General features: G+C 40.8%; 22 protein-coding genes and 1 pseudogene. 17 read left to right on the top strand and 6 right to left on the bottom strand.

Annotation, left to right across the window (positions count from 1 at the left end; all coding sequences use genetic code 11):
• Positions 1–38: 38 nt before the first annotated feature.
• The 3 genes from K6V48_RS01065 (at position 39) to tpiA (ending at position 4034) form a co-directional block, all read left to right on the top strand.
• Positions 39–1787: a glycoside hydrolase family 13 protein gene (locus K6V48_RS01065; RefSeq protein WP_105127497.1), complete on the top strand. Its 1749-nt coding sequence runs from the start codon at positions 39–41 to the stop codon at positions 1785–1787.
• A 122-nt stretch (positions 1788–1909) separates the two neighbouring features.
• A complete protein-coding gene (gene tuf / locus K6V48_RS01060) occupies positions 1910–3106 on the top strand; it encodes an elongation factor Tu (RefSeq protein WP_024391225.1) in 1197 nt (398 codons plus the stop codon).
• A gap of 175 nt (positions 3107–3281) precedes the next feature.
• Positions 3282–4034 (top strand): triose-phosphate isomerase, encoded by a 753-nt coding sequence (tpiA, locus tag K6V48_RS01055; RefSeq protein WP_222367353.1) that lies wholly within the window; start codon positions 3282–3284, stop codon positions 4032–4034.
• Positions 4035–4116: 82 nt separating this feature from the next.
• Here tpiA and yidA read toward each other — a convergent pair whose 3' ends face one another.
• Both yidA and K6V48_RS01045 read right to left on the bottom strand, forming a co-directional pair.
• Positions 4117–4926, bottom strand: coding sequence for a sugar-phosphatase (yidA, locus tag K6V48_RS01050; protein WP_222367352.1), 810 nt, complete (start codon positions 4924–4926; stop codon positions 4117–4119).
• The gene (locus K6V48_RS01045) at positions 4923–6233 is read right to left on the bottom strand and encodes an HD domain-containing protein (RefSeq protein WP_222367344.1); all 1311 of its coding nucleotides are present in this window, start codon (positions 6231–6233) and stop codon (positions 4923–4925) included. The genes yidA and K6V48_RS01045 overlap by 4 nt, the downstream gene beginning before the upstream one ends.
• 99 nt (positions 6234–6332) lie before the next feature.
• Here K6V48_RS01045 and K6V48_RS01040 point away from each other — a divergent pair, with 99 nt between their 5' ends.
• From K6V48_RS01040 to K6V48_RS01030, 3 genes are all read left to right on the top strand, one after another.
• Positions 6333–7223 (top strand): sulfite exporter TauE/SafE family protein, encoded by an 891-nt coding sequence (locus tag K6V48_RS01040; protein ID WP_222367343.1) that lies wholly within the window; start codon positions 6333–6335, stop codon positions 7221–7223.
• A gap of 9 nt (positions 7224–7232) precedes the next feature.
• On the top strand, positions 7233–7619 hold the full coding sequence (locus tag K6V48_RS01035; protein WP_222367342.1) for a YwiB family protein: 387 nt from the start codon (positions 7233–7235) through the stop codon (positions 7617–7619).
• A gap of 211 nt (positions 7620–7830) precedes the next feature.
• Positions 7831–10515 (top strand): cation-translocating P-type ATPase, encoded by a 2685-nt coding sequence (locus K6V48_RS01030; protein ID WP_222367341.1) that lies wholly within the window; start codon positions 7831–7833, stop codon positions 10513–10515.
• A 30-nt stretch (positions 10516–10545) separates the two neighbouring features.
• On the opposite strand, the gene K6V48_RS01025 is transcribed toward K6V48_RS01030, so the two are convergent.
• Positions 10546–10935 carry a hypothetical protein gene (locus K6V48_RS01025; protein ID WP_222367339.1) on the bottom strand — a complete coding sequence of 130 codons (390 nt, stop codon included), beginning with the start codon at positions 10933–10935 and terminating at the stop codon, positions 10546–10548.
• Between the two features lie 135 nt (positions 10936–11070).
• On the opposite strand from K6V48_RS01025, the gene K6V48_RS01020 reads away from it, so the two are divergent.
• The 6 genes from K6V48_RS01020 to ftsX all read left to right on the top strand — a co-directional run bounded on the left by K6V48_RS01020 (position 11071) and on the right by ftsX (position 16255).
• Positions 11071–11487, top strand: coding sequence for a TM2 domain-containing protein (locus tag K6V48_RS01020; protein ID WP_172016101.1), 417 nt, complete (start codon positions 11071–11073; stop codon positions 11485–11487).
• A 167-nt stretch (positions 11488–11654) separates the two neighbouring features.
• Positions 11655–12143 carry a VanZ family protein gene (locus K6V48_RS01015; RefSeq protein WP_172016102.1) on the top strand — a complete coding sequence of 163 codons (489 nt, stop codon included), beginning with the start codon at positions 11655–11657 and terminating at the stop codon, positions 12141–12143.
• 40 nt (positions 12144–12183) lie between these two features.
• Positions 12184–13311 (top strand): tRNA epoxyqueuosine(34) reductase QueG, encoded by a 1128-nt coding sequence (gene queG / locus K6V48_RS01010; protein WP_172016103.1) that lies wholly within the window; start codon positions 12184–12186, stop codon positions 13309–13311.
• A gap of 34 nt (positions 13312–13345) precedes the next feature.
• A protein-coding gene (prfB, locus tag K6V48_RS01005; RefSeq protein ID WP_222367336.1) for a peptide chain release factor 2 occupies positions 13346–14441 on the top strand; the annotation gives its coding sequence in 2 pieces (ribosomal slippage) (positions 13346–13417 and positions 13419–14441; 1095 coding nt in all).
• Between the two features lie 199 nt (positions 14442–14640).
• Complete coding sequence (ftsE, locus tag K6V48_RS01000; protein WP_105127475.1) at positions 14641–15333, top strand: cell division ATP-binding protein FtsE; 693 nt, start codon at positions 14641–14643, stop codon at positions 15331–15333.
• Positions 15326–16255: a permease-like cell division protein FtsX gene (gene ftsX, locus K6V48_RS00995; RefSeq protein WP_161942947.1), complete on the top strand. Its 930-nt coding sequence runs from the start codon at positions 15326–15328 to the stop codon at positions 16253–16255. The genes ftsE and ftsX overlap by 8 nt, the downstream gene beginning before the upstream one ends.
• 40 nt (positions 16256–16295) lie before the next feature.
• On the opposite strand, the gene K6V48_RS00990 is transcribed toward ftsX, so the two are convergent.
• Entirely contained in the window at positions 16296–16934 is a 639-nt protein-coding gene (locus tag K6V48_RS00990) for an MBL fold metallo-hydrolase (RefSeq protein ID WP_172016106.1), read from the bottom strand.
• Between the two features lie 135 nt (positions 16935–17069).
• On the opposite strand from K6V48_RS00990, the gene K6V48_RS00985 reads away from it, so the two are divergent.
• The 4 genes from K6V48_RS00985 to proC all read left to right on the top strand — a co-directional run bounded on the left by K6V48_RS00985 (position 17070) and on the right by proC (position 22859).
• Positions 17070–19532, top strand: a complete 2463-nt coding sequence (locus K6V48_RS00985; RefSeq protein ID WP_222367335.1) for a bifunctional DnaQ family exonuclease/ATP-dependent helicase — start codon at positions 17070–17072, stop codon at positions 19530–19532.
• 152 nt (positions 19533–19684) lie between these two features.
• Entirely contained in the window at positions 19685–20761 is a 1077-nt protein-coding gene (proB, locus tag K6V48_RS00980; RefSeq protein ID WP_172016108.1) for a glutamate 5-kinase, read from the top strand.
• A 64-nt stretch (positions 20762–20825) separates the two neighbouring features.
• Complete coding sequence (locus tag K6V48_RS00975) at positions 20826–22064, top strand: glutamate-5-semialdehyde dehydrogenase (protein WP_222367333.1); 1239 nt, start codon at positions 20826–20828, stop codon at positions 22062–22064.
• Positions 22065–22073: 9 nt separating this feature from the next.
• Positions 22074–22859, top strand: coding sequence for a pyrroline-5-carboxylate reductase (proC, locus tag K6V48_RS00970; RefSeq protein ID WP_222367331.1), 786 nt, complete (start codon positions 22074–22076; stop codon positions 22857–22859).
• Between the two features lie 26 nt (positions 22860–22885).
• Here proC and K6V48_RS12140 read toward each other — a convergent pair whose 3' ends face one another.
• On the bottom strand, positions 22886–23290 hold the full coding sequence (locus tag K6V48_RS12140) for a TetR/AcrR family transcriptional regulator (protein WP_222367447.1): 405 nt from the start codon (positions 23288–23290) through the stop codon (positions 22886–22888).
• Positions 23291–23417: 127 nt separating this feature from the next.
• Here K6V48_RS12140 and K6V48_RS00960 point away from each other — a divergent pair.
• Positions 23418–24277: pseudogene (locus K6V48_RS00960) on the top strand (DegV family protein).
• An 82-nt stretch (positions 24278–24359) separates the two neighbouring features.
• Here K6V48_RS00960 and K6V48_RS00955 read toward each other — a convergent pair.
• Entirely contained in the window at positions 24360–25622 is a 1263-nt protein-coding gene (locus K6V48_RS00955) for an aminotransferase-like domain-containing protein (protein WP_222367330.1), read from the bottom strand.
• Positions 25623–25663 lie beyond the last annotated feature (41 nt).

Raw genomic sequence — 25663 nt, 5'->3', positions numbered from 1 at the left:
GAATGTTAAAATGGGTAGGCTAGGAGGTAGCAATTATGATAGAATTGACAGCTCTTTATCATCGTCCTGATTCAGAGTATGCATACTTATATAAGAAAAATGTGGTTCATATTCGTTTTAGAACCAAAAGGAATAATGTACAATCAATACGTGTACACCATGGAGACCCCTTTATTTTTTACCAACAGGGTTATCAGTACCAAACAGAAATGGAAATTATAGCTAGTGATCATCTATTTGATTATTGGCAGGTGGAAGTCGGAGCTGACTTTGCCAGATTGCAGTACTTGTTTGAATTGACGGGGTATGATGGCCATCAGATTCTATTTGGAGATGTTGGTCCACTGGATGCTACAAGTAATAACATTAGTCAATTTATGAACGGTTTCAAGTTGCCTTACTTGCATGAAGCTGATCGATGTCAAGTACCAAGTTGGGTTTCGGAAACAATTTGGTATCAAATTTTTCCTGAACGGTTCGCTAGAGGAAAGAAAAATACTGATAAACAGGAGTATAGAGATTGGAATCCAGACTTGGCTCCAACTACAAGTGATTTTTTTGGTGGTGATTTAACAGGAATTACTGAACATTTAGACTATCTACAAGACTTGGGCATCACAGGTTTGTATCTTTGTCCTATATTTAAAGCGCCTAGCAATCATAAGTACGATACGAGTGACTACTATCAAATTGATCCTCAATTTGGTACTACAGACGACTTGAAGGAGCTGATTAAGGAAGCTCATAAGCGTGGCATTAAGGTCATGTTAGATGCTGTGTTTAATCATATTGGTTATCAATCTAAGCAGTGGCAGGATGTTCTTAAAAATGGAGAGCAATCAGTTTATCGAGATTGGTTTCACATTGAACGGTTTCCATTGGTTGAAGTTCATGATGGTAAAGAAAATCTGCATTATGAGACCTTTGCCTTTCAAGGAAAAATGCCCAAGCTAAATACATCAAACCCCGAAGTGAGGAATTATCTTTTGGGTGTTGCCCGATATTGGATTGAGGAATGTGACATCGATGCATGGCGCTTGGATGTAGCTAATGAGATTGATCATCAATTTTGGAAAGAATTCCGTAAGACAGTTCTGTCTGTCAAACCAGATTTGTTTATCCTAGGCGAAATTTGGCATAGTGCTCAATCATGGCTGGTTGGAGACGAGCACCATTCTGTAATGAATTATCCGCTTGCCAACGCAATAAAAACATTCTTCCTCAAGGGAGAACAAACATGCGATGACTTTATCACTTCCTTAAATAGTCAGCGGTTCACCTATCGTCAACAGTCAAGAGAGGTGTTATTTAATCTTTTGGATTCACATGATACAGAACGCATTTTGACGACAGCCAATGGAAATACGGATGCAGTAAAATCAGCCTTGGTTGCTCTGTTCTTCCAAGTAGGAAGTCCTTGCATCTACTATGGAACAGAAGTTGGAATGATCGGTGGAGAAGATCCAGATTGTCGTAGGGTTATGCCTTGGAAAGAAGAACAGCAGGACAAAGAGTTACAAGCATTTGTGAAAGAATTGATTCACCTACGGAAGTCTTATCAACATCTTATTTTGACGGGAACATTCTCACTTCAGTCTACGGAAGATCAGTTACTTCTCATGACTTATAAGGATGGCAATCAGTCACTCACGCTCTATTTCAATCAAGGAGAAAAGTTAGTGCCCCTGTCAGAAGATCAGCAAGTCATTTTAGCTAATGGTATAGAGGGAACTGGACTAAAAAAAGTGTTACAAGCGGGGGGAGTAGCCCTTGTAGAAGAGGTATAAATTAAAAAACGATAGAAAATGCTTGCAATTCTGCTACAATTTGATAGAATAGTAAGGTAAAGTTAGACCGTATTGCCTACTGTCTATCTATAAAATATATTTTATTGGAGGCTTTTACCAAAATGGCAAAAGAAAAATACGATCGTAGTAAACCCCACGTTAACATTGGTACAATTGGACACGTTGACCACGGTAAAACTACTTTGACTGCAGCTATCACAACTGTATTGGCACGTCGCTTGCCTTCAGCAGTTAACCAACCTAAAGACTATGCGTCTATCGATGCTGCTCCAGAAGAACGTGAACGCGGTATCACAATCAACACTGCACACGTTGAGTACGAAACTGAAAAACGTCACTATGCTCACATCGACGCTCCAGGACACGCGGACTACGTTAAAAACATGATCACTGGTGCTGCCCAAATGGACGGTGCGATCCTTGTAGTTGCATCAACTGACGGTCCTATGCCACAAACTCGTGAGCACATCCTTCTTTCACGTCAGGTTGGTGTTAAACACCTTATCGTCTTCATGAACAAAGTTGACTTGGTTGACGATGAAGAATTGCTTGAATTGGTTGAAATGGAAATCCGTGACCTTCTTTCAGAATACGATTTCCCAGGTGATGATCTTCCAGTTATCCAAGGTTCAGCTCTTAAAGCCCTTGAAGGTGACACTAAGTACGAAGACATCGTTATGGAATTGATGAACACTGTTGATGAGTACATTCCAGAACCAGAACGCGACACTGATAAACCATTGTTGCTTCCAGTCGAAGACGTATTCTCAATCACTGGTCGTGGTACTGTAGCATCAGGACGTATCGACCGTGGTACAGTTCGTGTTAACGACGAAATCGAAATCGTTGGTCTTCAAGAAGAAAAATCTAAAGCAGTTGTTACTGGTGTTGAAATGTTCCGTAAACAACTTGACGAAGGTCTTGCCGGCGATAACGTTGGTGTGCTTCTTCGTGGTGTACAACGTGATGAAATCGAACGTGGTCAAGTTATCTCTAAACCAGGTTCAATCAACCCACACACTAAATTTAAAGGTGAAGTTTACATCCTTACTAAAGAAGAAGGTGGACGTCACACTCCATTCTTCGACAACTACCGTCCACAGTTCTACTTCCGTACAACTGACGTAACTGGTTCAATCAAATTGCCAGAAGGTACTGAAATGGTAATGCCTGGTGATAACGTTACTATTGACGTTGAATTGATCCACCCAATCGCCGTTGAACAAGGTACTACTTTCTCTATCCGTGAAGGTGGACGTACTGTTGGTTCAGGTATGGTTACAGAAATCGAAGCTTAATTCGATTGAGTTCCCAGATATAACAATTATTTGTCAGACAACAAAAATTGTAACTCTCTACCAGGTGGTAGAGAGTTTTTCTGTAAGTATTCATAAAATACACAGAAATTCTTTAATCTTCGCTGAGTTTATGCTATAATGGACCTTGTAAAATAAAAAAGAAGAGGTATGTGAAATGTCACGTAAACCAATCATTGCCGGTAACTGGAAAATGAATAAAAACCCTCAAGAAGCACAAGCTTTCGTTGAGGCGATTGCAGGAAAATTGCCTGCAGGCGATAAAATTGAAGCAGCTATCGCAGCTCCTGCTGTGGATTTGAACGCTCTCTTGTGGTTCGCTAAAGATTCTGAATTGAAAGTTGCTGCTCAAAACTGCTACTTTGAAGATGCAGGTGCCTTCACTGGTGAAACTTCTCCAAAAGTATTGGCTGAAATGGGCGTTAACTATGTTGTTATCGGTCACTCTGAACGTCGTGATTACTTCCATGAAACAGACGAAGATATTAACAAGAAAGCCCATGCAATTTTCCGTAATGGATTGACTCCAATCATCTGTTGTGGTGAATCTCTTGAAACTTACGAAGCTGGTAAAGCAGTTGAATTCGTAGGAGCTCAAGTTTCTGCAGCTTTGAAAGGTTTGTCAGCTGAGCAAGTCGCTTCATTGGTAATTGCTTACGAACCAATCTGGGCAATCGGTACTGGTAAATCAGCTACTCAAGATGATGCGCAAACAATGTGTAAAGCAGTTCGCGATGTTGTTGCAGCTGACTATGGTCAAGAAGTTGCTGACAAAGTACGTGTTCAATACGGCGGTTCAGTAAAACCTGAAAATGTTGCTGAGTACATGGCTTGTCCAGATGTTGACGGTGCCCTTGTAGGTGGTGCATCACTCGAAGCAGAAAGCTTCTTGGCTTTGTTGAACTTCTAAAATATGAAAAAGGACTTTAGATTTCAAAATCTAAGTCCTTTTAAATTCTTATTTTAACAAGATAGGGTGTTAGGAATCGAGACTATTTTAGAACCCATTCTCTTAATGCATATGCGACACCGTCTTCATCGTTTGACTTGGTGATATACTTGGCGATTTTCTTCAGTTCAGGATTACCATTTTCCATGACTACTGGATTTCCAACAACCTCCAACATTGGACGATCATTTTCTTGATCACCAATAGCCATCGTTTGATCCATTGTTAGACCAAGTTTCTCTGCTAAATGTATGATTGCTTGGCCTTTATTGACCGTTTTTGGTGTGATTTCTAAGTAAAATGGTGCTGATTTTGCGACGTTGTACTTCTCAGTCAAGCTGGTCGGTAGAAGCGGAATAGCAGCATCGAGAATTTCTGGTTCATCTACCATCATTGTCTTGATAATCTCTTTATCAACCATTTCTTCAGGAGTGCGGTAGAAAATAGGAGCACTTACAAGTGTTGATTCGTAGATAGTGTATTTTCCGATATTGCGGTTGGCCGTATAGATTCCTTCTTTCGTACTTGCATGCATGGGAAGGTTTAATTTACGAGCAACCAATTCAATATCTAAATAGTCATCATAGCTCAGTGTATCTTTTACAATATCTTCACCAGTCGCGGCATCCTGTACCAGTCCCCCATTAAAGGTAATGACATAGTCACCAGCGTTTGTTAAGTTAAGCTCTTCCAAGATGGCACGAACTCCAGAAATAGGGCGGCCAGTAGCAATAACAATTTTTACACCCGCTTTTTTGGCCTCTTGAATGGCTGCATGCACTTCGGTTGTAATTTGGTGTTGGCTATTTAAAAGGGTACCATCAATATCGATAGCAACAAGTTTAATACTCATGAAGAAAGGTCTCCTATGTTAAAATGATCATTATGTATATAGCTAAGGAAAGTAGCGTTTTGTTCGGCAAATATACCTGTGTCCACTAACATTTCTTTCGGGAAATAAAATCGGCTGTCGCCATGGATAGTTCCAGATAGGGAGTGGACAATTGGTGATAGAGTAGAGAGCTCTACCAAACTTTCGTCTTTACGATAGATTTCAATTTGTGTTCGTTTCTTTTCGGCATTTGGTCTGTAAATATCATAAGGCAAATCAAAATTATGATGGATTGCGGTATAGTATTCTGGATCAAAACCTACTTCAGCGACAATACTTCGTAGAATATCCAACTGATTTTCTTGATTGCTCTTAAATGTAATAGATTTAAATACCTTTCGATTGATATAACGTTGTGCTAAATCAGATAAAATATGGTCAGGGCCATCTATCCAAGACTGAAAATAGGTGTTCATCACGCCATCATCTAGTGCGAGATAGTCTGTTAGATGAATACGATGTTCAAAGAATGGCAAGAGGCGAGGGGAAGTGCGCGCAAAGAAGTCTTGCTCGCTAGTATACAGAAGTTTTGCCCGATTGAGTAAGTTTTGTAACAAAACCTCCATTGAGCGACTAGCTGGATGGAAATAGACTTGCATATACATTTGGTAACGACTGAGTACGTAATCCTCAACCGCATGCATACCAGATTCTTTAAAGGCAATGCCATTTTCTGTAGGACGAATGACACGCAATATTCTAGTCAGGTCAAATTCACCGTAGCTGGCACCTGTAAAATATGAATCTCGTAGCAGATAATCCATGCGGTCAACGTCAATTTGACTAGAAATCAATTGAACGACCTGTTTATTTGGATAAGTATGGTTAATCACACTGGCTACTCTCTCTGGAAAATCAGGGGATACTAGCTTCAGTAAAGCATTGATTTCAGTTTCAGGGCTAGTTATGATAGCGCACGTCATTTCCTCATGGTCGGTATCAAATAGGCGCTCAAAGGTATGAGAATAAGCACCATGACCGACGTCATGTAATAGAGCCGCGACCATGGTCAAAAGTGATTCATTTGAATCCCAAGTATCTGCGTATTTATCTTCAAATTTTTGAGTGATTCTTCTGGCAATTTCATAGGCACCGAGACAATGAGAAAAGCGACTATGCTCACCACCATGGAAGGTATAGGAAGTTGTTCCTAACTGCTTGATGCGTCGTAGTCGTTGAAATTCTTTTGTATTAATCAGATGGTAAATAAGTTCTTGCTCGACGTGAACATAGTTGTGGACGGGGTCACGAAATACTTTTTCAATCATACTTTCATTATAGCAAAAAAAGCTAATATTTTCCTTATTTTTCTAAAACACAAGGATATTGTTATGTACCAAGTCTTCTTTTTTCAGTATAATGGAGAAATGAATCATCTATTTATATTAAGGGGCATACAAATACTTATTATCGGTTTGATTATTTGGATGGTCTATACTATTTTATATTATGCAAAAAAACATAAGATTTCTCTAACTGAAAAATTTTGGACAGGTTTTGGCATTGGGTATATCACAGATCTGCTAGACACCTTGGGGATTGGTACCTTTGCGACGACCACAACCATGTTTAAGCTAACAAAGTTGGTGGAGGATGACCGAAGAATTCCAGCCACGATGACAACAGCTCATATCATCCCAGTCTTAGTAGAAGCCTTACTTTTTATAACAATTGTCGAGGTTGACATTGTGACGCTTATCGCAATGGCAGTGGCAGCTTTTACTGGGGCATTTGTTGGGGCAAAGGTTACTCAGAATTGGAATACTCAGAAGGTACAGCGGATTTTGGGGATTTTACTTGTGCTTGCGGCAGGTTTTATGGTCTATCGTATGGTAACCAATCCTGGTGCGGACCTTACAAACGAAGTGAGAGGCTTAACTGGGTGGAAATTAGCACTGGGGATGATCTTTGACTTCATGGTAGGGATGTTGATGAGTATGGGACTTGGGAACTATGCACCGGAATTAATCTTCTTCTCATTGATGGGAATCAGTCCCGCTGTTGCGCTTCCGGTTATGATGCTTAATGCTGCTATGATTATGACAGCCGGTGCCAAGCAGTTTATCCAATCTGGTAGAGTCAACTGGCCTGGTGTACCTGGGATTATAGTCGGTGGGGTATTAGGTGTTCTGACAGCAGCCTTTTTCCTGTCAAATTTAGATATAAACCATTTGAAAATTTTGGTAGTTTTCATTGCGGCCTATACTGGATTTACATTATTACGCTCGTCCTTTGTTCCAAGAATAAATAAAGAGTAGGAGGAACACATGTATATTCGATTACAAAATAAAATTGATTTAGATGGACAAGTTGAAATCATTGATCAGCGATTTCAAGTAGAGGTTAAGGAAAAAGATGGGCATCTTTATCTCATTTTCGTAAATGATGAGGCAGAAAAAGTTGTTATCAAATGTGATGACGAGGAACTTGTCATGACACGTTTTTCAACTCCCAAGTCTATCATGCGATTTATTTCTAACAAAGAGGCTATTGTGACCATTCCCACACCGATGGGGATTCAGCATTTTGTAACCAATACTAAAAATTATCAGCTGAATCGCTCGGAACAACACTTGCGTCTGCAATATGATTTAATGGGATTGGAAAATCAACAGCGGTTTGCTTCCTATCAAATGGAAATTTCTTGGAAATAAAACGTTTTCAAGTGTAAATCTATTTGACCTGGCAAAAAATTTTGGTATAATAGATGACAAATCGAGGGAGTAGCTAACGGACTTGTCCGTGATAGTGTCGTCAATCCGAAAATCGTTTCCGGCACTATCTTAAATAGCGAGACTTGTTTTAATACAACAGGTCTCTTTTTTATTTCTTTAAGTAAAACGGGGATCGAAAAGGAGAAAAACAGTGTCAAAAGAACAAAAACGCGATTTGTTTTATACGCAAAGCGAAGAGCAAGTATTGTCTAGCTTAGGTTCATCCTTGGACGGTTTGACTAGCGAAGAAGCTGGTAAGCGTCTGGGAGAATATGGTCGTAACGAATTGGATGAGGGTGAAAAACGTACCCTTCTGGCTAAATTCCTAGACCAGTTCAAGGACTTGATGATTATCATCTTGATCGGTGCAGCCATTCTTACAGTTATCACTGAAGGTTCACACGGATTGACAGATGCCATCATCATCTTGGCCGTAGTTATCCTCAACGCAGCCTTCGGTGTTTACCAAGAAGGTCAAGCTGAGGCAGCCATTGAAGCGCTGAAAAACATGTCTAGCCCAGTGGCGCGTGTCCTTCGCGACAACCATGTCACTGAGGTGGATTCAAAAGAATTGGTTCCAGGTGATATCGTCTTGCTCGAAGCAGGTGATGTCGTTCCAGCCGATATGCGTCTCTTGGAGGCTAACTCCCTCAAAATCGAAGAAGCTGCTCTTACTGGTGAATCTGTTCCTGTTGATAAGGACTTGAGTGCTGAATTGGCAGAAGATGCACCAATCGGTGACCGAGTCAACATGGCCTACCAAAACTCAAACGTGACCTACGGTCGCGGTCTTGGTGTGGTAACCAACACAGGTATGTTTACTGAGGTTGGTCACATTGCGGGCATGTTGGCAAATGCTGATGAAACAGACACACCACTTAAGCAAAACTTGCACCAATTGTCTAAGGTCTTGACCTACGCCGTTTTGATTATTGCAGTTATCACCATGTTGGTATCTGTATTTGTCCGTGGTGAAGGTATCTTGCCAGCCCTTATGACATCCGTTGCCCTTGCGGTTGCGGCGATTCCAGAAGGTTTGCCAGCTATTGTTACTGTTGTCCTCTCGCTTGGCACCCAAGTATTGGCTAAACGGAATTCTATTATCCGTAAGTTGCCAGCGGTTGAAACACTTGGTTCAACAGAAATCATCGCATCAGATAAGACTGGTACCTTGACCATGAACCAAATGACCGTTGAAAAAGTCTACACAAATGGTCAATTGGTGGATGCAAGCGAAGCAATCGATGCATCAAACACGACTCTTCGTGTTATGAACTTCGCCAACGATACAAAGGTTGACCCAACTGGTAAATTGATTGGTGACCCAACTGAAACTGCTCTTGTTCAATTTGGTTTGGACAAATCTTTCGATGTTCGTGAAGTCTTGGTTTCTGAGCCTCGTGTGGCTGAATTGCCATTTGACTCAACACGTAAATTGATGTCTACCATTCACCAACAAGCTGTAGGCAATTTCTTTGTAGCGGTAAAAGGTGCACCAGATCAGTTGCTCAAACGTGTGACTCAGATCGAAGAAAACGGAACTATCCGTCCGATAACAGATGCGGACAAGGATGCTATTCTTGCAACCAACAAATCACTTGCTAAGCAAGCTCTTCGTGTCCTCATGATGGCTTACAAGTATGTGGATGCTATCCCAGAATTGGAATCTGAAATTGTGGAAAATGACCTTGTCTTCTCAGGTTTGGTTGGTATGATTGACCCTGAGCGTCCAGAGGCTGCTGAGGCGGTTCGTGTCGCGAAAGAAGCGGGTATCCGTCCAATCATGATTACCGGTGACCACCAAGATACAGCTGAGGCTATTGCCAAGCGTCTTGGTATCATCGATGAAAACGATACAGAGGATCACGTATTTACAGGTGCTGAGCTCAACGAATTGACAGACGAAGAATTCCAAAAAGTCTTCAAGCAATATTCAGTTTATGCGCGTGTGTCTCCAGAGCACAAGGTTCGTATCGTAAAAGCATGGCAAAATGACGGTAAGGTTGTTGCCATGACTGGTGACGGTGTTAATGATGCGCCATCTCTGAAGACAGCGGATATCGGTATTGGTATGGGTATCACTGGTACAGAGGTTTCGAAAGGTGCTTCTGACATGGTCCTAGCTGATGACAACTTCGCGACCATCATCGTTGCGGTTGAAGAAGGACGTAAGGTCTTCTCAAACATTCAAAAGACTATCCAGTACCTCTTGTCAGCCAACACGGCAGAAGTTCTCTGTATCTTCCTTGCAACCCTCTTTGGTTGGGACGTTTTGGAACCAGTTCACCTTCTTTGGATTAATTTGGTAACAGATACTCTTCCAGCCATTGCTCTCGGTGTTGAGCCTGCTGAGCCAGGTGTTATGACCCACAAACCTCGTGGCCGTAACTCAAGCTTCTTCTCAGGTGGTGTCTTGAGCTCTATCATCTACCAAGGTATCTTGCAAACGATTCTTGTCTTGGGTGTCTACTGGTTTGCTTTGCAATTCCCAGAGCATGCAACCTATGAAGAAATTCACGCGGATGCCCTCACTATGGCTTACTTGACACTTGGTCTGATCCAATTGGTACATGCCTTCAACGTGAAGTCTGTTTACCAATCCATCTTTACCGTTGGGCCATTCAAGAACAAGCTCTTCAACTGGTCTATCGTTGCTGCCTTCTTGCTCTTGATGGCAACAATTGTCATCCCAGGATTTAACCAATTCTTCCGCGTAGCACACTTGTCTGCGACTCAGTGGTTGGTTGCGGTAATCGGTTCTGGTCTCATGGTTGTCGTTGTTGAAATTGTCAAATTTGTACAACGCAGAATGGGCCTGGATGAAAAAGCAATCTAATACTCATAAAGAAAAAATAAAAGCTCAGATTTAGTGGTCTGAGCTTTTTTCTCTAAGGATAATGTATTTTGGAAAGATTAGTTGTCCTAACAAAGTAATGGCAAGTGCTAGTACGAGGAGGATGGTTTTGACAAGAGTTGGTAAGTTAAACAGTAAGGCGATTGGTACGATAGCCAGGCTGAAATAGTAGAGAATGAAGTACTTGCTATTCTCTACTATTTGAACCCTATCGCCTTCTTCAACTTGAATGGCTGACTTTTTATCCCCTCGAACGCTTAGTGTAACAGATGGTTGTGTAATTGGTAAGCTTAGAATTTTACCTTGTGTAACTGTCCCAGCAATTTTTCCATCTACCAGAAGTGGAAGTTTTTGGGAGGATAGTTGTTTGATAGGTTTTGGATAATGAATTATAATTCTCATAAGAACCTCCTCGTAATCTAGTTTTATTATAGCGAAACAGAAAAAAACATGCAAATATATTCTGGAATGGTTGTCCTTTCAATACTTGCTTGAGACGAAAGAAACTGCTATAATTTTTATGAGGTGAGAAAGTATATGAATAATCTTCAGCAGTATGTTTTTAGTAAAAGTAGTTATTTGCCTTCAGATAAGTTACTGATTCTTCAACAGGAGTTGGAAGATTTGGACGAAGGAGCCTTAAATGCTCTCATGATGGTTGAATTGCGTCAGCCTCTAGTTGCTCTTATTTTAGCTATTTTTTTCGGTGAATTTGGAGTGGATCGGTTTTATGCTGGAAATAAGGGGCTGGGGTTTGCAAAATTAATTGCATTTATCATTTCGTTTGTAACGCTATTTATTTTGATAGGTTTTTTATTTTTTATTGGTGTTTACTTGTGGAAATTTATTGATTGCTTCTTAATCATGCGAGCATGTAAGGAAGCAAACTTTGAACGTTTGATGCTACAAATCCATCAATATAAGGCTTTTCAGTATAGCAATCAGACATTTTAATAAGATTTTTTTGGAAATAAGGGGAAGCTTGGTAGTGTCTTCCTTTTCTGTTTTAGTAGGTTGTAAAGTACTTGTAATATGGAACGAGCTTTGTCACAGAAGTGACATTTTATAGAACAGCATTTATGATATAATGATAAAATATGCTAGTTGAGAGGAGAATTTCTATGCAGACAAAGAAAATGAGTGTGTTTTTATTTTTTGCCTATCTCCTTTTACTTGCTTGGATGATTGTCTTTAAGATGGACTTGAGCATCGTTTATGGACGCTATGGTTATGCTAGTATAAACTTAATTCCGTTTGCAGGAACAGCAGTCTATGATGGAGTGTTAGATTTTCCAGAAATTCTATTTAATATTGTAAGTTTTATTCCCTTTGGTATCTATATGGAAATGCTATTTCGCAAGGCATCGTGGGTGGCTAATCTATGTTTGATTATGTTAGTGAGTCTCTGCTTTGAGGTTCTGCAATATCTTCTTTTACTTGGGGTTGCAGACATAACTGATTTACTGGCTAACGGCTTAGGGGGAGCAATCGGTATTAATATCATGTATGTCTTGACCAGTATTTGGCGGGAGAAGGCCTATGTTCGTATGAATATTTTTTGTTTTGTGCTAACGTTTTTTGTTATATTAATAACTTATTTAGCTATGTAGGTCTTGCTAAATATATCCAAAGTTTGCTAAAATGAAGATAATGAATATAAAAGAAGAGATTATTAAATTATCTCAGGAAATCGGAATCTCGAAGATTGGTTTTACAACGGCTGATGATTTTGCTTATTTGGAGAAATCACTTCGTGCTAGTCAGGAAGAAGGGCGTTCGTCAGGATTTGAACACAAGAATATCGGAGAACGTATCCGTCCCAAACTGTCGTTAGAATCTGCCAAAACCATCATTTCTATCGCGGTAGCTTATCCTCGACATTTGCCTGTCAAACCGCAGAAGACTCAATACAAACGTGGGAAGATTACCCCTAGTTCATGGGGGCTTGATTACCACTATATCTTGCAAGATAAGATGGAGCGTTTGGCACGGGGAATTGAGAAACTGACGGATGGTTTGGAATACAAGGCTATGGTAGATACAGGAGCTTTGGTGGATACAGCGGTCGCTCGTCGTGCAGGAATTGGCTTTATCGGTAAGAATGGGCTAGTCATTTCTAAGGAATTTGGTTCCTATATGTTTCTAGGAGAATTAGTGACCAACCTGGACATCGAACCAGATCAACCAGTAGATTATGATTGTGGTGAATGCAATCGCTGTGTTGCAGCCTGTCCGACCTCTTGTCTATTAGGTGACACGACCATGAATGCCCGTCGTTGCCTGTCCTTTCAGACACAAGATAAGGGGATGATGGACTTGGAATTTCGTAAGAAAATCAAGACTGTCATCTATGGTTGTGATATTTGCCAGATTTGTTGTCCTTACAACAAGGGAATTTCCAGTCCGCCTGTGGTGGAGATTGACCCAGAATTGGCTGAGCCTGAGCTGATTCCATTCTTGGACTTATCAAATGGACAATTTAAGGAAAAATTTGGCATGATTGCTGGCTCTTGGCGAGGGAAAAATATTCTTCAGCGCAATGCTATCATTGCCTTGGCCAATAGTAATGACCGCTCTGCCATTCCCAAACTCCTAGAAATTATTGATAAGAAGCAAAATCCAATCCACATGGCGACAGCTATCTGGGCTTTGGGGCAATTGGTCAAACAGCCCAATGATGAGATAGTTTCCTTTATTGCAGGTATTTCATCAGACAATGATGATGTCATAGCAGAGCAAACGGCCTTTCTCAACATGGTCAAGGACTTGCAAATGTGATATAATAAAGATTATGAATCAAAATGAGGTGTATATGGATACAGCAGAAATTCGCCAAAAGGTTGAAGAACTTGGCAAAAAATTAACTTCTTTTAGGGGGTCTCTTTGACTTAGAAGGTCTGGAAGAAGAGATTGCCATTCTTGAGAACAAGATGACGGAGCCAGATTTCTGGAATGATAATTTGGCAGCCCAGAAGACGTCTCAGGAGTTGAATGAATTAAAAAATACCTATGGAAATTTCCATCAGATGTTGGATTTATATGATGAATCTGAAATATTGCTAGATTTTCTAGTGGAAGATGAGTCTGTTCGGGATGAACTGGTTGAAAAGTTGGCAGAATTGGACAAAGCCATGACTGCTTACGAGATGACCCTTTTGTTGTCAGAACCTTACGACCACAATAATGCTATCTTGGAAATTCATCCAGGTTCGGGTGGTACCGAGGCACAAGACTGGGGAGAAATGCTTCTGCGGATGTATCAGCGCTATGGAAATGCCAAAGGTTTTACAGTAGAAACATTGGATTATCAAGCTGGTGATGAGGCAGGTATTAAGTCTGTGACCCTTAGCTTTACCGGTCCCAATGCATATGGTTTGCTGAAGTCAGAAATGGGTGTTCATCGGTTGGTGCGCATCTCACCTTTTGACTCAGCTAAGCGTCGTCATACTTCCTTTACATCTGTAGAGGTAATGCCTGAGTTGGACGATACCATTGAAATTGAAATCAGAGATGATGAAGTGAAGATGGATACCTTCCGTTCAGGTGGTGCTGGTGGACAGAACGTCAACAAGGTCTCAACAGGTGTTCGATTGACGCACATTCCGACAGGGATTGTGACTCAGTCCACAGTTGACCGCACTCAGTATGGAAACCGAGACCGTGCAATGAAACTCTTGCAGGCTAAATTGTATCAATTGGAGCAGGAGAAGAAAGCGGCAGAAGTAGACTCACTCAAGGGTGACAAGAAAGAGATCACTTGGGGAAGTCAGATTCGTTCTTATGTCTTTACACCTTATACAATGGTAAAAGACCACCGTACAGGTTATGAGGTGGCTCAAGTTGACAAAGTGATGGACGGTGCCTTGGACGGCTTTATAGATGCTTATTTAAAATGGCGAATTAGCTAAGAATTCGTATTTACAAGTAAAGTACTTATATTTAAAAGGTAGGTTTTCATCTAATCAAGGAAGTTTTTTGAGAGAATGCGGACTGTATTTTGAAAAAACTAACGATGAGTAGCTGAAAAACTAGCCTTTGATGGAAGTGCTGAACTGTTAATACAGGTTCTCAAATCTTAAGAAAGGACTGTCTGAGACAGAAAATCCTATGAGAATTATTGAAATGAAAGAGGTTACCAAGAAATATGGTAACGGAACAACGGCCTTACGTAATGTATCGGTCAATGTTGAGGCTGGAGAATTTGCCTATATTGTAGGTCCCTCTGGTGCAGGGAAATCAACATTTATCAAACTATTGTATCGGGAGGAAAAACTCGATAAGGGAAGTTTAATGGTTGGTAAGTTCGATCTTGCAAAAATTAAAAAGAGAGATGTTCCTCTTCTACGTCGTAGTGTTGGAGTGGTTTTCCAAGACTACAAACTCTTACCTAAAAAGACTGTTTTTGAAAATATTGCCTATGCGATGGAAGTTATCGGTGAGAAACCTCGTAATATCAAGAAACGTGTCATGGAAGTTTTGGATTTGGTTGGTTTGAAACATAAGATTCGTTCATTCCCAAATGAGCTTTCAGGTGGTGAACAACAACGGATTGCAATTGCACGTGCAATTGTAAATAATCCTAAGGTATTAATTGCTGATGAACCAACTGGTAACTTGGACCCAGAGAATTCATGGGAAATTATGAATCTTTTGGAGCGTATCAATCTACAAGGGACAACAGTCCTTATGGCGACACATAATAGTCAGATTGTTAATACCCTCCGCCATCGTGTTATCGCCATTGAAGATGGCCGAGTAGTACGAGACCAAGAACAAGGAGAGTATGGATACGATGATTAGACGATTTTTTAGGCACTTTGTAGAGTCTTTAAAAAGCTTGAAACGTAATGGTTGGATGACGATTGCGGCAATTTCTTCCGTGGCGATTACATTGACAATGGTTGGTTTATTCGCTTCGGTGATTTTAAATACAGCCAAGCTTGCTTCTGACTTGGAGAATAATGTACGGATAAATGTTTATTTGAGGGCAAATTCTACAGATCAAGCCGAAACGATTGTAAATGACGAGGGTCAGACAGTTGCAAATCCGGATTACAAGGCAGTTTATAATCAGATTACAGCTCTTCCTAATGTCGAAACAGTTACATATTCCAGCAAGGATGATCAGTTGAAGAAATTGACTGAGACGTTGGGTGAAACGTGGAACTTGTTCCAAGGGGATGCTAATCCGCTTTACGATGCTTATATTATTGATACGACGGAACCTCAGTATGTTAAATCAGTCGCTGCTGAAATTGCAAAGATTGACGGAGTAACAGAGGTGCGTGATGGAGAAGTGGAGACAGAGCGAATTTTTAAATTAGCTGGCTTGGTCCGTACATGGGGATTAGCCGCAACTGCCTTGCTATTGTTTACAGCAATATTCTTAATTTCTAACACGATTCGTATTACAATTATTTCTCGCAGTAGAGAGATTCAAATTATGCGATTAGTTGGGGCAAAAAATGGTTATATCCGTGGTCCATTCTTATGGGAGGGGGCGTGGGTTGGTTTGCTAGGAGCCATCATTCCATCAGCCTTGGTATACTTCTTGTATAATATGGTATATACTTCGGTTAATAGTAGTTTGGCTAGCCAAGATTTATCCTTAATCGGTTTAGATATATTTATTCCAGCTATGATCGCTGCTCTATTTATAATAGGAATTCTTATTGGCTCGCTTGGATCAATGATATCAATGAACCGTTATTTGAAGATTTAAATTTAGAAAAAATCCCGAGAAGTTGCTTCTCAGGATTTTTTTATCGCTTAAAAAATGGATTGAAATTTTTTTCATGTGCAATGGTCGTATTTTGTCCATGACCAGGGTAGACAGTATAGTGATTTGGTAGAGTAAATATGTTGTTTTGGATTCCATAAATCAAGTCTTCAAAATTACTTGTAGGAAGGTCTGTCCGACCAATGGTTTCACGAAATAGGGCATCACCTGTTATCACGCATTCTTCTTCAGGGAAGATGAAGGATACACCACCAATCGAATGGCCAGGTGTGGGAACCACTATAAAATGAAAACCATCAAATTTGTATTCTTTTTCAAACTGAAAGATTTGTTCTGCGGGTTTGCAAATGACATTTTCCATATCGTCATGACGAGGTAGTCCGGACAGGTTCATTTCTGGTGTGTAAAGCCAGCTAGCTTCACTTTCTGCAACATATACAGGTGGAAAGTGGTAGGTTTCACGTAGAATGTCCAAACTCATAATATGATCGTAATGAGTATGGGTCAAGAGTATTGCAGTTATTGGTTTTCCAATTTGTTCAATCTTATCATGAATCTTGTTCCAATCACTACCAGGATCTACTACAATCAGATGGGTATCACTCTCAAGATAATAGGTATTTTGGACGGCCACTGGATTGATTGTTTTATGGATTTTCATGTTCGCTCCCCTAATTTTCATTCATAATAGTCTATACACAATCAAAGACGGTATTAGTGTAACAAAAAAAATGGCATTCTTCATGGATTTTGTTTGGAGCTTTTGCCTATAAATGGAATATGCTATAATGTCATTATGGATATAACTAGAACAAGCAATCGATACGCTGTAGTAGATTTGGAAGCTACGGGTACTGGTATAGATGCAAAAATTATTCAAATCGGGATTGTTATCGTTGAAAATAGGGAAATAGTAGAGACCTATTCCACAGATATTAATCCCTATGAATTATTAGATGACCATATAAAAAATTTAACAGGGATTACGGACCAGCAATTGGCCATAGCACCTGATTTTGGACAAGTTGCTGGAAAAATCTATGAGCTGATTGGTGATGCTATTTTCGTAGCTCATAATGTTAAATTTGATGCAAACTTGTTGGCTGAGGCTCTCTTTTTTGAGGGCTATGATTTGTTGTCACCAAGAGTCGATACGGTTGAGTTATCCCAACTTTTCTTTCCGACCTTTGATAAATATAGTCTGGGGAATTTGGCGGAATATTTGGATTTGGGTTTAGAACAGGCTCATACGGCCATTTCTGATGCCTTGGCAACCGCTCGATTGCTCATCAAAATTCAAGAGAAAATTAAAAGTCTCCCCACTTTCATGGTGGAGAATCTCTTGCTCTTAGCTGATCAGCTACTTTTTGAGAGTCGATTGGTTATTGATGAGATGGTTCCCTATTTGTCAGATAATCTGTCAGAAAGTTTCGAGGTAGTTCATGGATTGGTACTTAAAAGACCACTTGAAACAAAGCAGGCTTATCATCTGTCCGAAGATTTTTTGACCAACATCGCTCTACTAGGCTTGCACGAACGGAAAAACCAAACAGCTTTTGCAACAGTTGTTGAAAAACGATTGGATGATCAAGAAAATGTGCATTTTATTCAGGCACAAGCAGGACTAGGGAAGACTTATGGCTATCTGCTTCCTCTTCTTGCCAAAACAGATCAGCCATTATTAGTGACTGTTCCAACAAAACTCCTCCAAGAGCAAATCATAGAAAATGAAGGATGTAAATTACAAGAAATATTTCAAATTCCAATCGTCTCTATAAAATCCCCAAAGCATTTTATAGATTTGGATAAATTTTGGAAATCTTTGCAAAAACAGGATAGCAATCGACTTGTCAATTTATTCAAAATGCAAGTGCTGGTTTGGCTGACTGAAACTCACACAGGTGACTTAGATGAGTTGAAGCAAAAACAGCGTTATCAGTCTTATTTTGACGACATTAGCCATGATGGAACAATAGATTCTGAGAGTTTGTTTTGGGAGTGGGATTTTTGGAGAAGACTGAATCAACAAGCACAGTCATGTCGATTGCTCATCACGAATCATGCCTATTTCCTTCATCATCTCAAGGATCAAGATCCTCTCATGGAGCACCGTATCGTGGTGATTGATGAGGCGCAGAAATTTCTACTGGCTGCTGAAAACTTGGCGACTGATTCACAAGAGTTGGGCATTGCTTTACAGCTCTTGCAAAGCAAGAAGGACAAGGCTGATTCGATATTGGAACAGCGCTTATTTGAATCGAGTCAGTTTGAACTCAGTCATTTTTTGACTCGTTTTCGACAGAATGGTTACCGAGAAATTCATAAAGAGGAACTAGCGCAGGTTCGTCAAAATTTGACTGAGTTACAGGATAGTGATTTGCGTGAATTATTGCAGTTTTTAGATTATTATGATGCATTTTGGTTGGAAGAAAAGGTGTTAGAAGAAAAACGTGTTGCTTATTTGAGAGGAGCAAAGGATGGCTTGCTAAATGTAGCGAGTCTCTTACCAAAGTCCAAGATCTTTTGTATTAGTGCTACCTTGGTTATCAGCAATCAGATAAATCTATCTGACCTATTGGGCTTTGAACAGGCTACAATGGATTTATTGCCAACCAAAAAAGTGGAAAACCAAGAAATTATTTTTCCAACGAATCTTCCAGACATCATAAAATTGCCAAAAGTCGAACACGCTGATTATCTGGCGCGTCATTTGGTTGAAATGGCAGAGCTGGGCAAACCGATCTTGGTTTTATTTACCTCCATTTCTTTATTGTTACAGGTTTCTGATTTACTAGATCAGTACGATCTTCCTCATTTGGCCCAACATAAACATGGTCAGGAAATAACATTAAAACGAAAATTTGAGCGTGGAGAATGTCAACTATTGCTTGGAACAGGAATGTTCTGGGAGGGTGTAGACTTTTCAAGCCATAATCAATTGATTCAAGTCATCACTCGGTTACCTTTTGAAAATCCGAAGGATCGATTTGTCCAGAAAATAAATGATCATTTGAGAAATGAAGGGAAGAATCCTTTTTACGATTATAACTTGCCACTGATGATGATCAAATTAAAACAGGCTATTGGAAGGACCAATCGTCAGTCAACTCAAGAATCGATTGTATTGGTTTTAGATAACAGGGTCTATACAAAACGATATGGGCACCAAATTCTTTCCTTTTTACAGAAAGATTATCAACTAACGAAAATAGATGAAAAAGAAATTTGTCGAACTGTGCAGCAATATTTTGAAGAATGAGTTGCGGATTGACAAACAATAAGATCGCTAGATGTGATGAGTCTAGCCTCTTTTTTTTCATGCGTATGGCTTGCTCTTTTTTCCATCAATATAGAAAAATATTTAATTCTATGGTATAATTTTTCAAATATTACTTTGAGAGAGAAGCTACGATGACTGAAAAAACAATAGTATTTAAGGTGGGAACGAGTTCCCTGACACAAGACAATGGAAGTCTGGATCGAATTAAAATAGCTCGCATTACCAATCAATTGGCTCAACTCCATCAAAAGGGCTATCAAATCGTATTGGTAACCTCAGGTTCTATTGCTGCAGGATTTAGACGATTGGGCTTTGATAAGCGACCGACGAAAATTGCAGAAAAACAGGCTTCTGCGGCAGTGGGTCAAGGACTTTTGATTGAAGAATATACACAAAATTTGATGAAAGATGGCATTGTATCAGCGCAAATTCTATTAACGCAAGATGATTTTGCTGACGCGCGACGATATCGGAATGCTTCTCGGGCCTTGCAAGTCTTACTTAAACAACGTGCGATTCCCATTATTAATGAAAATGACACCATTGCCATTGAGGAGATTAAGGTGGGGGATAACGATACCTTGTCTGCTCAAGTTGCCTCTCTCTTAAAGGCAGATCTTCTGGTCTTATTGACCGATGTGGACGGGTTATATACTGCAAACCCAAATAGTGATCCCACAGCAGAGCATTTACCTGAAATTAAAGAAATCACGGAAGACCTATTTGCCATGGCTGCAGGGGCTGGTTCGTCTAATGGGACAGGAGGCATGACTACTAAACTACAAGCAGCTCAGATTGCAACCAAGTCAGGCGTGCCAGTATTTATTTGTTCTTCTAAAGAAGATACCGCTTTGCTTCAGGCTGTTAGTCAGGCTAATAGAGGAACCTTGTTCTTAGCAGATGAACATGCCATGAATCAACGAAAACAGTGGATGGCTTTCTATGCTCGGACTGATGCGACTGTTGAAGTGGATGCAGGTGCTGTTGAAGCGATGTTGCATCAAGGTCGAAGTTTGTTAGTAGCTGGTGTCAAAGCTATCGAAGGTGATTTTGGTGTAGGGCAAGTTGTCGAAGTATATAGCCAAAGTGAACATCGTTTGATTGGCAAAGGTCGGGTCAAACTATCGTCCGAAGACTTGCAGAACAAGTTAAAAAATGGCAGAGCAGAAGGTGTGTTGATTCACCGCAACGATTGGGTGAGCTTATAGTAATTTAGTTTATCTTTTTTATGTTGACGAATGAGCAAACAGAAAGACTAAGGAGGAGAAATATATGACAACAACACAGGTATTATTAGATAGTTTATTGGCCCACAAGGCTTCAATCAACCTAGCGACAACAGAACAAAAAAATCAGGCCCTATCAGCAATGGCAGACCAGTTGGTTGCTCAGACTGAGGCAATTTTAGCAGGCAATGCCATTGATATGAAAAATGCCCAAGGCAAGATTAGCCAAGTCATGCAGGACAGATTGCTCCTGACTGCTGAACGAATTGAAGCCATGGCAGATGGCATTCGGTCCTTGATTGGCTTGCCAGATCCTGTCGGATTAGTCTTGGAAGAATCCACTCGGGCAGACGGCTTGAACATTTGCAAGAAATCAATACCCTTTGGATTGGTGGGAATGATTTACGAAAGCCGTCCAAATGTGACCTCAGATGCCGCAGCCTTGGCAATCAAGAGTGGTAATGCGGTCATCTTGCGTGGTGGCAAGGAAGCTTTTCATTCGGCCCAGGCTATTGTCACAGCCCTCAAGGCAGGTTTGGAAGAAGTTGGCCTATCACCTAAGGTCATCGAGTTAGTCCAAGATACCAGCCGTGCCTCTGCGACCGAGTTGATGACTGCCAAAGGCAAGATTGACCTCTTGGTGCCACGTGGCGGTGCAGGACTTATTCAAGCCGTAGTAGAAAATGCGACTGTGCCAGTTATAGAAACAGGCACAGGTATCTGCCATGTCTATGTGGACAAGGATGTGGACTTGGACAAGGCCTTGCGGATTGTGGTCAATGCCAAAACCAGTCGTCCCTCAGTCTGCAATGCGGTTGAAGTCTTGCTGGTCCACGAATCAATTGCCAGTCAATTCTTGCCTCGTTTGGAAGAAGCTCTTTCTGGTCAGGTGGAATTACGTGCTGACAGTCAGGCACAGGCAATTCTAAAACAATCCACACCAGCAGGCGACCAAGATTTTGACACGGAATTTTTAGACTATATCATGGCTGTCAAAGTCGTATCAAGCGTAGAAGAATCCATCAGACACATCGGCCAACATTCGACTGGACATAGCGAGGCCATTGTGACGGAAAACAGCCAGACGGCAGACTTGTTCACACTCTACGTGGACTCAGCGGCAGTCTATGTCAATGCCTCGACCCGTTTTACTGACGGCGGCGAGTTTGGTCTGGGCTGTGAGCTGGGCATTTCTACCCAGAAGATGCACGCTCGTGGTCCAATGGGACTGCGTGAAATGACAACTTACAAGTACATCATCACAGGCGACGGCCATATTCGTTAGGAGGACAAGATGAAGATTGGATTTATTGGACTGGGCAATATGGGAGCGGCTCTAGCTCAAGCGGTCAGCCAGCAGGCAGACACTCAGCTCCTCCTCAGCAACCACAACCCAGTAAAAGCCCATGCTCTTCAAGAGAAGGTGGGAGGTCAGCTTTTTTCTAATGGGGAAATAGCAGAGCAGGCCGAGGTGATTTTCCTTGGGGTTAAGCCTCACCTGATTCAGACAGTCTTGTCAGGCTTGCAGGACCAGATTAGCCAGAATCCATCAGCTATCTGGATTTCCATGGCAGCAGGAGTGACCCTTGACAGCCTGGAAGAATTTGTGTCTGCAGATAAACTCATTCGTATCATGCCCAATACACCTGTCGCTATCGGCCAAGGTATGACAACCTATAGCGTGGTCAATCAAGAACTCGCTCCGCTATTGGAACAAATTTTAGAAAAATCTGGCAAGGTACAGCAAGTGCCAGAGAAGTTGATAGATGCTGCGACGGCTATCGCGGGCTGTGGACCTGCCTTCGTCTATCAGATGATTGAGGCCCTGACAGATGCTGGTGTGCAGAATGGTCTTACAGCGGAGGATGCGAAAATTTTGGCTGCACAAACCTTGGCTGGAACTGCTCAAATGGTATTATCCAGCGACAAGCATCCAGCCCAGTTGAGGCAAGAAGTGACCTCGCCAGGTGGATCGACTATTGCAGGCGTAGTGGCTCTTGAAAAAGAAGGCTTCCGTTACGCCGTTATTAAGGCAGTCGCCGCCGCCCTCAAAAAGACTAGAAAATTAGGCAAAAAATAGAGAGAAAACAACAAAAAACGGGACTTTTAATCCCGTTTTGTTTTTTCCTTGATCCATTGGCTGACATTGGACATAGTTTTGCTTTGCTCTGCCTTACGTTTTTGTTCCTGGACAAAATCTGCAAAGCTTTGCTTGACGCCGTCCTTTTGAACCTTGTCCTGCAAATCATGCCATTTCTTTTTAAGGTTGCTGGAAGTCCGTTCGTAATAGGCTTCTAGAATCTCTTCTTTTGATTTGTAGTTCCGATAGAATGCATTTCGAGAAACCCCTGCTTTTCGTACTAACTCGGAAACCGAAATTTGCTTAAGTTCTTTTTTCTCTAGGAGAAATAGCAGAGCGGTTTCGATAGATTCCTTGGTTAGCTGATTGGCTTCTTTATTAGATTGATAGAGATTTTTTAATGATTTGGGTGAAATCTTACGCTCGGTCATATTCATCCTTTCCACTTGTGTGACGTCTGAAAGTAAATGCTTTCAGCTGGGATTGTTGAATGATATAATTGTAAGTAAATAGAGATTTATTGTCAAATAAAAAAGTAAAACTAGAAATGAGAATCCTATGTCAAAATGGAAAATTGTCGCAGATTCTGGCTGTGATTACCGTCAATTAGCAAATCTGGCGCCAAATACCGAATTTATTAGCGTGCCACTTACTATTCAGGTGGGAGATGAAGCATTCGTTGACGATGCAGGCTTGGATATTGACCATATGATGCATGTGATGGAAACTTCTAAGGCTGCAGCAGGTTCAGCATGTCCGAGTCCTCAGGCATATCAGTCCGCTTTTGAAGGAGCTGATCATATTATTGTCTTGACAATTACTGGTGGATTGTCAGGAAGCTTTAATGCAGCTCGGATAGCAAGAGATATGTATTTGGAGGAGCATCCAGAAGTTCAAATTCACCTGATTGATAGCTTGTCAGCCGGTGGAGAAATGGACTTTTGGTGGATGAAATCAACCGGTTGATTGGAACAGGTTTGGATTTCCCACAAGTAGTAGAGGCTATCACCCATTACCAAAACCATAGTAAGCTTCTCTTCGTATTGGCTAAAGTGGATAATCTTGTTAAGAATGGTCGTCTGAGCAAACTGGTTGGAACAGTTGTTGGACTGCTAAATATTCGAATGGTTGGTGAAGCGAGTGCTGAGGGCAAGCTTGAGTTGCTTCAAAAAGCGCGAGGTCATAAAAAATCTGTCAAAGCGGCTTTCGAAGAAATGAAGAAAGCAGGGTATCAAGGAGGGCGCATTGTAATGGCACACCGTAACAATGTGAAGTTTTTCCAAGAATTTTCAGAGTTGGTTCGACATAGTTTTCCTGCTGCCATCATTGATGAGGTTGCAACGTCTGGATTGTGCAGTTTTTATGCAGAAGACGGAGGATTGCTGATGGGCTATGAAATTGAGGCATCCGTCCAATAGACAGAAGCAAATAATTAATATGATATAAATAAATTCCCCTTCGGCACTAATGATGAAGCTGAGGGGGATTTGTTTATTCGATTTATTTGGATTGCAATCGTTGCTGAAGCATGTCCAGCCTCTCTGGGAGATCCTCCCCATAGTGCAATTGGAGGAAATCATGCTTTTCGCCTTCAAAAAATTGACTCATTCTGATTTGCTGTTGAATGGCAGGCGTTACGGTCCCTTTTTCAAGTTGAAAGGTTACACTTCCTTTTGAAATACGATATGGAACGGTTAGAGAATGTTGATTGAGGCATTCTTTCGTTTTATTCCACTGTACGTGATGTATTTGATGAAGGTGCTGTGTATTTCGTGTAAACATACCATTATCAATATACAGTGAAAGTGCCTTTTGCATGATGAGGTTGGTATCGTAGTCAATCAAGCTTTTGTGTTGTATAAAGGCATCGCGTAATTGGTTGGGAAGGCTAATTGCACCAATTCGTAGTGCAGGAAAGAGTGTGGGGGTGAAGGATTTGATATAGATGACACGATTGTCTGTATCAAGGTAATGCAATGGAAGACTGTGGCTGGAGTCAAAATCTGCTAAATAATCATCTTCAATGATGTAGACGTTGTATTGGTTAGCAAGTTTTACAATGGCTGTTTTAGTGGCCAGGTCATAGGTTGAACCGAGAGGGTTATGCAAGCGAGGAATAGTATAGAAAAATTTGATATTTCCTTTTTTGAAAATGGATTCTAATTCTTCGAGGTCAATGCCATCAAGGTTGCGTTCAATGGTTTGATAAGGAATCCCTTGGTGTTGAACGAGTTCGACCATCCGTGAATAGGTAGGCTTTTCAATTAATATATCAGATTTGTCATTGGTCAATGTCATTTGCGTTAGAATATACAAAGCCTGTTGGCTACCAGCGGTAATGACCAACTGGTCTTTTTTTGTATAGACATGGTAATCCATTAGAAGGCTCTGGACAGAGGAAATCAATTCTGCCAGTCCTTCTTGTTGGTGGTAGTAGTTAAAGAGATAGTTTTCTCTTCCAATGAGGCTTTCATGAAGACAAATGCGGAAATCTTCGTATGGTAATTCCTGAAAATCGGCTGGATTTAAATCGACCATATCTTCCTTGAAATGTTGGTCTTCCAGGATGTAGTATCCACTTTTTTCGACAGAATAGATTTTCTTTTGGTATTTGAGTTCGACCAAGGCCTTTTGTACAGTGTCTTTGCTGCACTGGTAAGTTTGACTAAGTTGCCGTACTGATGGGAGTTTTTGCCCACGTTTATAAGTATGGTTTTCAATAGCTTGGTTAATATCTGAGATAATTTGCTGGTATTTTGTCATGTCAACTGTCCCCTTACAGATGATTTACTATTAGTATATAG

The organism is Streptococcus suis, from assembly GCF_019794555.1.
GTDB lineage: Bacteria > Bacillota > Bacilli > Lactobacillales > Streptococcaceae > Streptococcus > Streptococcus suis_AB.
Note: the sequence above shows the minus strand (reverse complement) of the source record. Positions and strands in the feature narration are given on the sequence as shown.

Excerpts from the sequence above, each read along its gene's own strand:
- K6V48_RS00990 (WP_172016106.1), bottom strand. The coding sequence starts at position 16,934 with ATGAAAATCCATAAAACAATCAATCCAGTGGCCGTCCAAAATACCTAT.
- K6V48_RS01045 (WP_222367344.1), bottom strand. The coding sequence starts at position 6,233 with ATGATTGAAAAAGTATTTCGTGACCCCGTCCACAACTATGTTCACGTC.
- K6V48_RS01035 (WP_222367342.1), top strand. The coding sequence starts at position 7,233 with ATGTATATTCGATTACAAAATAAAATTGATTTAGATGGACAAGTTGAA.
- queG (WP_172016103.1), top strand. The coding sequence starts at position 12,184 with ATGAATATAAAAGAAGAGATTATTAAATTATCTCAGGAAATCGGAATC.
- K6V48_RS00955 (WP_222367330.1), bottom strand. The coding sequence starts at position 25,622 with ATGACAAAATACCAGCAAATTATCTCAGATATTAACCAAGCTATTGAA.
- K6V48_RS01040 (WP_222367343.1), top strand. The coding sequence starts at position 6,333 with ATGAATCATCTATTTATATTAAGGGGCATACAAATACTTATTATCGGT.
- K6V48_RS12140 (WP_222367447.1), bottom strand. The coding sequence starts at position 23,290 with ATGACCGAGCGTAAGATTTCACCCAAATCATTAAAAAATCTCTATCAA.
- K6V48_RS01015 (WP_172016102.1), top strand. The coding sequence starts at position 11,655 with ATGCAGACAAAGAAAATGAGTGTGTTTTTATTTTTTGCCTATCTCCTT.
- proB (WP_172016108.1), top strand. The coding sequence starts at position 19,685 with ATGACTGAAAAAACAATAGTATTTAAGGTGGGAACGAGTTCCCTGACA.
- K6V48_RS01025 (WP_222367339.1), bottom strand. The coding sequence starts at position 10,935 with ATGAGAATTATAATTCATTATCCAAAACCTATCAAACAACTATCCTCC.
- proC (WP_222367331.1), top strand. The coding sequence starts at position 22,074 with ATGAAGATTGGATTTATTGGACTGGGCAATATGGGAGCGGCTCTAGCT.
- ftsX (WP_161942947.1), top strand. The coding sequence starts at position 15,326 with ATGATTAGACGATTTTTTAGGCACTTTGTAGAGTCTTTAAAAAGCTTG.
- K6V48_RS01020 (WP_172016101.1), top strand. The coding sequence starts at position 11,071 with ATGAATAATCTTCAGCAGTATGTTTTTAGTAAAAGTAGTTATTTGCCT.
- tpiA (WP_222367353.1), top strand. The coding sequence starts at position 3,282 with ATGTCACGTAAACCAATCATTGCCGGTAACTGGAAAATGAATAAAAAC.
- K6V48_RS00985 (WP_222367335.1), top strand. The coding sequence starts at position 17,070 with ATGGATATAACTAGAACAAGCAATCGATACGCTGTAGTAGATTTGGAA.
- ftsE (WP_105127475.1), top strand. The coding sequence starts at position 14,641 with ATGAGAATTATTGAAATGAAAGAGGTTACCAAGAAATATGGTAACGGA.
- yidA (WP_222367352.1), bottom strand. The coding sequence starts at position 4,926 with ATGAGTATTAAACTTGTTGCTATCGATATTGATGGTACCCTTTTAAAT.
- tuf (WP_024391225.1), top strand. The coding sequence starts at position 1,910 with ATGGCAAAAGAAAAATACGATCGTAGTAAACCCCACGTTAACATTGGT.
- K6V48_RS00975 (WP_222367333.1), top strand. The coding sequence starts at position 20,826 with ATGACAACAACACAGGTATTATTAGATAGTTTATTGGCCCACAAGGCT.